Genomic DNA, 5,654 nt, shown 5'->3' on the forward strand with positions numbered 1-5,654 from the left:
TCCTCCACCGAACCATCGGCCGCCCGTTCGTCACCTACAACGCTGGGATGTCGATCGACGGCCGCACCGCCGCGGCCGACGGCTCCTCGCAGTGGATCACCTCGGCCGGGGCACGGCTGGACGCCCACCGGCTGCGGGCGCAATCCGACGCAGTCTGCGCCGGGGTGGGGACCGTTCTGGCCGACGACCCGAAGCTGACGGTGCGCGGTGTCCGGAGCTCAAAAACGCCTCTCCGGGTGGTGGTCGACTCAGCCGCCCGAGTTCCCGTGGGGGCACAGGTTCTTTCTGCCGACGCTCCCACAGTCGTCTTTACGGCTACCGGCGACTCGGAGCCCGCAGTGGCAGCGCTTAAAGAGGCCGGGGTCGATGTCGTTTGCGTTCCCGGGGAGCGGCGCACGGTCGACTTGAACGAGATGCTGCGGATCCTCGGGGACCGGGGGGTCGTTTCGCTCCTTCTGGAGGGCGGAGCCACCCTGGCCGGCGCATTTGCCGGCGGCGGCCTGATCGACCGGTACGTCTTCTACCTCGCTCCGAAGCTGCTCGGCGCCTCCGGCGCCGGGGCGCTGAGCGGGTGGGTGGCGGACTCGATAACCGACGCCGCCGACCTGGTCATCTCAGAGGTCAAACGGATCGGTCCCGACCTTCGAATCACCGCATATCCGTACAGGGAGGCCAGCTGATGTTCACCGGAATTGTTGAGACCATCGGAACTGCGGCTTCGGTCTCGGATGCCCACATCCGGATCGTCTCCGACCTGAAGGACCTGGTGGTGGGGGAGTCCATCTCGGTCAACGGGGTCTGCCTGACGGTAACCGAGCCCGAGGCCGGCGCCTTCACCGCCGACATATCCGAGGAGACCGCCCGCCGCACCAGCCTCGGCGCCCTGATGCCGGGGACCAAGGTAAACCTCGAGCGGGCGATGCCCGCGGACGGCCGCTTCGGGGGCCACATTGTCCAGGGCCACGTCGACGGGGTCGGGAACCTCGCCGAGCTGGAGCAGCTGGAGGGGTCGACGGAGATGTGGTTTCGGGTTCCCACCGAGCTCGAGCGCTACCTGGTCCCCAAGGGCTCGGTCACGGTCGAAGGCGTGAGCCTGACCGTTGCGAGCCTGGAGCCGGGGCGGTTCTCGGTCGCCCTGATCCCCCACACTTTGGTTAGCACCACCTTCGGCACCAAGTTGCCCGGAGATCCTGTGAACATTGAAGTCGACGTCCTGGCGAAGTATGTCGAGCGGTTGCTCGGCTACACGCATCCGGAAGAGTAGTGGAGGCAAAAGTGGAATTTGCAACCGTAGAAGAGGCCATCACCGAACTCAAAGAGGGCCGGATGATCATCGTTGTGGACGACGAAGAGCGTGAGAACGAGGGCGACTTCGTCATGCCCGGGGAGAAGATCAGCCCGGACGACCTCAACTTCATGGCCACCGAGGGCCGCGGCCTGATCTGCACCTCGGTCACCGCCGAGCGGCTGGCGGAGCTGAACATCCCGATGATGGTGTCCGAGAACACCGCGCCCCACGGCACCGCCTTCACCGTGTCGGTAGACCTCAAGATCCCCGGCCACACCGGCTCCAGCGCCTACGACCGGGCGGTTACCATCCGTTCGATCGCCGACAAGGCTACCGTTCCGAGCGACCTCGCGCGGCCGGGCCACGTGTTCCCGCTGCGGGCTTCGGCCGGCGGGGTGCTACGCCGGGCCGGCCACACCGAGGCCGCCTCGGATCTCGCCCGCCTGGCCGGGTTCGCCCCGGTGGGCGTGCTGGCCGAGATCATGGACCCGGACGGCACCATGGCCCGCCTGCCGCACCTGCAGGTCCTGGCCGAGAGGTTCAACCTCAAGATCCTCACCATCAAAGACCTGATCGCCTACCGCCGGCAGAGCGAGAAGCTTGTCGAGAGCATGGGGATCGCCAAGATGCCCACCGCCTATGGCGAGTTCGAGTGCCACGCCTACCAGTCGACCATCGACCACCAGGAGTACGTCGCCTTCGTCAAGGGTGAGGTGGCCGGCAAGGAGAACGTCCTGGTCCGGGTCCACTCGCAGTGCCTGACCGGAGACGTCTTCCTGTCCGCCCGCTGCGACTGCGGCCCCCAACTGCGCCAGGCGATGGAGAAGATCCAGGAAGCCGGCGAGGGCGTGGTCCTCTACATCATGGGCCACGAGGGCCGGGGGATCGGGCTGACCCACAAGATCCGTGCCTACAAGCTGCAGGACCAGGGCCGGGACACGGTCGACGCCAACAAGGAGCTGGGGTTCCCGCCCGACCTTCGGGATTACGGCATCGGCGCCCAGGTGCTGGTCGACCTCGGCATCACCAGCATGCGGCTGATGACCAACAGCCCGCAGAAGTTCGCCGGCATCGAGGGCTACGGCCTGTCGATCACCGACCGGGTCCCGCTGGAGACCAGCCCCACCGAGCAGAACATCGCCTACCTGAGGACCAAGCGGGACCGGCTCGGCCACCTGCTGGAGGGCCTCGGAGCCAAGGACCCGGCGCCGGGGGAGGGCTCCGTTTGAGGACGATCCAGGGCGAGGCCGACGGCAAGGGCCTCAAGATCGGGGTGGTGATCAGCAGGTTCAACGAGAAGATCACAGACCGGCTGCTCGAAGGTGCTTTGCGGGCGCTGGACGACTGCGGCGTGGAGTCGGACGACATCACGGTCGTGTCGGTGCCGGGCGCAATCGAGATCCCCGGTGTGGCGAAGAAGCTGGTTAGCCAGGTCGATGCGATCGTGACCCTTGGGGCGGTCATCAGGGGGGAGACCGAACACTTCACCTACGTATGCAAGGCGGCCCAGGAGGGCATGATCCAGGTTGCCCTGGAATCCGGAGTCCCGATGACCTTCGGCGTCCTGACCACCGAGAACTCGGCGCAGGCCCTCGACCGCACCGGCGGCGCCCACGGGCACAAGGGTTACGAGGTGGCGAAGGACGCCGTGGAACTGGCGAACACCTACAGGCTTATCGGCTGAGGCTCCTCACGCCGCCTTCGTCTTCACCGGCAGGTCCCGCGCCACCAGCCAGGTGATCAGCCAGCCGACCGCAGAGCAGCCAGCCGCAGTGGCAACCGCCCGGCCGACAGTTCCGCTCTGGGGGATGATGTCGAACAGGCTGAGCAGCGGCGGAAGAGCCGACACTGTGGCGTTGCCGCCGAGCGACCCCTCGACCAATGAGACCGCGAGCAGGGCGACTGGAAGCATCAGGAATCCGAGACCCGGGTTGCGATAAAAGCCGGCCCCGAGAAACGTGCCGGCAACCATCCACACGACGAACGCCAGCCAGAACTCCAGGAACACGAGGCCGAACTCGGTAGGGCTCTCGAACAGATGCGTCGACGAAAGGGTCTGCGGCCAATCCGCGATCCGGTAGGCGAAACTCTCGATGGCGAATCCGATCGCCATGAGCATCGCCAGGACGGTCGTCGTGACCAGAATCGCAACCGGCGCCTGCTTCAGGAACTCCCTACGGGTGCGCCCGTGGGCGATGTAGACCGGCAGGTAGAGCGCGGTCATGTAGACCCCGATCGCCCCGGCGTACCAACGGGGGAGCTGGGTCGCCTTCTCCCAGCCGCTGGTCCGGATCTCGCCGAAGTACGCAACGAGGCCGATCACCAGCGCCACGAACACGACGAACGGAATCCAGATCGCCACAGCGCCCGGCGCATCGATCTTGATCCGGTGGCGGGCGATGTCCATCGGCAGGGTGGTGTTGGTCATACCGGGATCCTTTCTGTTTCGGTCAGGTGGACGAACAGGTCCTGGAGGGTGATCGGACCGATCTCGAGCCCGGCCGCCCGAGCCAGGCGCAAGCGGTCGTCGTCCATCTCCCCGTAGGTGGTCACCGACCTCGTGGGGCCGAGCTGCCGGGACGACAGGACGGTGAGCCCTTCGGTGAACCGGTCCACCGAGTCGGCGGGACCGATGACCGACGCCCCGCGGGAGCGCAGGTCCTCGACCTTGTCCTGTAGAAGCAGCCGGCCCCGGTCGATGATCACCACCTCCTCGAACAGGTTGCTTACCTCCTCGATCAGGTGGGTCGACAGGACGATCGTGCGGGGGTGTGCAAGGTAGTCGGCCAGCAACTCCTCGTAGAACGTGTAGCGGGACGGCGCATCCATGCCCAGGTAGGACTCGTCGAAGATGGTCACCGGGCACCGGCTGGCCAGGCCGAGGATCACGCCCAGAGCCGATCGCTGACCCTGCGACATCTTGCCGATGTGCGCCTTGGGGTCGAGCTCGAAGCGGTCGACCAGCTTGGTGGCGTAGCCGGCGTCCCACTCGGGGCGGTGGTCGGCAGCCAGCGCCAGGGCGTCGGAAACCTTGTCCGAGGGCCAGTCCCCGGCGATGGTGTCGCCCGAGCCGCGGATGAAGCAGATCTTCCGCGCGGCCCGGGCGTTCTCCCAGACCTGCTCGCCGTCGACCAGCGCCACCCCCGAGGTGGCCTTGCGGAAGGCGGAGACCACCGAGAGCAGGCTGGTCTTGCCCGAGCCGTTCCGGCCCAGCAGACCGTGGATCTTGCCGGCCTCCAGGGTGAAAGTCAGGCCGTCGACCGCAGTCACCGGTCCGTACCTCAGCGTCAGATCCCGAACCTCGATGCTTGCGCTCAACGGTTTTTCTCCTTCGGTTTGCCGGGGCTGCCGTTCTCCCGGGCAGCCAGCTCTGAAATGCGTGCGATGACGTCGGAAATGGGGATGCCGATGTTGCGGGCCTCGGTCACCACGGGGTCCACCACATCGGCGAAGAAACGCTTCCGGTATTCGGCCTGGAGCCTCTCTCGGGCGTCGGCGCTGACGAACATGCCCACGCCGCGCCGCTTGTAGATGACCTTTTCGTCGACCAGCTGCTGGAACGCCTTGGCGGCGGTCGCCGGGTTGATCCGGTAGAACTCGGCGTACTGGGTGGTCGACATGACCTGGTCGTCCGGCTTGAGGGCGCCCGTGAGGACCTCGGTCCGAATCTGGTCGGCAATCTGCCGGTAGATGGGGCTCCGGTCGTCGAACATCACGCCCAGCGGTTCTTCGGTTCATTACTCATGTAATGAACTATAGAGGCTTGCTGCCAAGCGGTCAAGAGGGCTCTATTCACAGGCTGGGCGTGACTGTATAGTCCTCCCAGCGATTTTCCCTGGGTTCCGGCGAGGGCCGGCGCACGGGAGATCTGAAGCTTCGGGTGCCCCGGCGGGGAAGGCCTCCGAGGGGGCCTGAATGCTCATACGAACTGGGCCGGTTGCGCACAGGCGCCGGTGGCGGACCATCGTCTCGTCGCTCGCGGCCGTCCTTCTCCTGGTACCTCCGTCGCTTCCCGCCCGAGCGGCAACGCCTTCGCCTTCCAAGGTCGACGCCGGAGTCGAAACCGCGATCAGCACGAACGGCGCTGCTGACTTCTGGGTCGAGCTTTCGGACCAGGCCGACCTGAGCGGCGCCGCCGCCGTCGTCGACTGGGCGGAGCGAGGCCGGTGGGTTGTCGACAAGCTGAAGTCGGTGTCCACCGCCAGCCAGACCGGCGTGATCGCCGACCTGAAGGCGCTGAACGCCACCTTCACCTCCTTCTGGGCGGCCAACCGGGTATTCGTCAAGGGCGGGGGCCGGGCTGCCCTGGACTCGATGGCCGCCCGCGCCGAGGTGGCCAGGATCTCGGCGCCCAGGACCTATCAGC

The 5,654-nt window shown here is 66.7% G+C and carries 8 protein-coding genes; 5 read left to right on the top strand and 3 right to left on the bottom strand.

Features of this window, described 5'->3' with window-relative positions; translation table 11 throughout:
• The 4 genes from VFV09_00915 to ribH all read left to right on the top strand — a co-directional run.
• Positions 1-680: dihydrofolate reductase family protein (locus tag VFV09_00915; GenBank protein HEU4866262.1), on the top strand; the 680-nt coding region annotated here is incomplete at its 5' end.
• Complete coding sequence (locus VFV09_00920; GenBank protein ID HEU4866263.1) at positions 680-1,264, top strand: riboflavin synthase; 585 nt, start codon at positions 680-682, stop codon at positions 1,262-1,264. The genes VFV09_00915 and VFV09_00920, both read left to right, overlap by 1 nt.
• An 11-nt stretch (positions 1,265-1,275) precedes the next feature.
• Positions 1,276-2,517, top strand: a complete 1,242-nt coding sequence (locus VFV09_00925; protein ID HEU4866264.1) for a bifunctional 3,4-dihydroxy-2-butanone-4-phosphate synthase/GTP cyclohydrolase II — start codon at positions 1,276-1,278, stop codon at positions 2,515-2,517.
• Positions 2,514-2,972, top strand: coding sequence for a 6,7-dimethyl-8-ribityllumazine synthase (gene ribH / locus VFV09_00930; protein ID HEU4866265.1), 459 nt, complete (start codon positions 2,514-2,516; stop codon positions 2,970-2,972). The genes VFV09_00925 and ribH overlap by 4 nt, the downstream gene beginning before the upstream one ends.
• Before the next feature lie 6 nt (positions 2,973-2,978).
• Here ribH and VFV09_00935 read toward each other — a convergent pair whose 3' ends face one another.
• The 3 genes from VFV09_00935 to VFV09_00945 are packed head-to-tail and all read right to left on the bottom strand — an operon-like array spanning position 2,979 to position 5,001.
• A complete protein-coding gene (locus VFV09_00935; GenBank protein ID HEU4866266.1) occupies positions 2,979-3,716 on the bottom strand; it encodes a hypothetical protein in 738 nt (245 codons plus the stop codon).
• The gene (locus tag VFV09_00940; protein HEU4866267.1) at positions 3,713-4,606 is read right to left on the bottom strand and encodes an ABC transporter ATP-binding protein; all 894 of its coding nucleotides are present in this window, start codon (positions 4,604-4,606) and stop codon (positions 3,713-3,715) included. The genes VFV09_00935 and VFV09_00940 overlap by 4 nt, the downstream gene beginning before the upstream one ends.
• Positions 4,603-5,001: a GntR family transcriptional regulator gene (locus VFV09_00945; GenBank protein ID HEU4866268.1), complete on the bottom strand. Its 399-nt coding sequence runs from the start codon at positions 4,999-5,001 to the stop codon at positions 4,603-4,605. Before VFV09_00945 ends, VFV09_00940 begins: the two co-directional genes overlap by 4 nt.
• A gap of 202 nt (positions 5,002-5,203) precedes the next feature.
• On the opposite strand from VFV09_00945, the gene VFV09_00950 reads away from it, so the two are divergent.
• Positions 5,204-5,654 (top strand): hypothetical protein (locus VFV09_00950; protein HEU4866269.1); only part of this gene is annotated, 451 nt, incomplete at its 3' end.

The organism is Actinomycetota bacterium (assembly GCA_035759705.1).
Classification (GTDB): Bacteria; Actinomycetota; CADDZG01; order JAHWKV01; family JAHWKV01; genus JAJCYE01.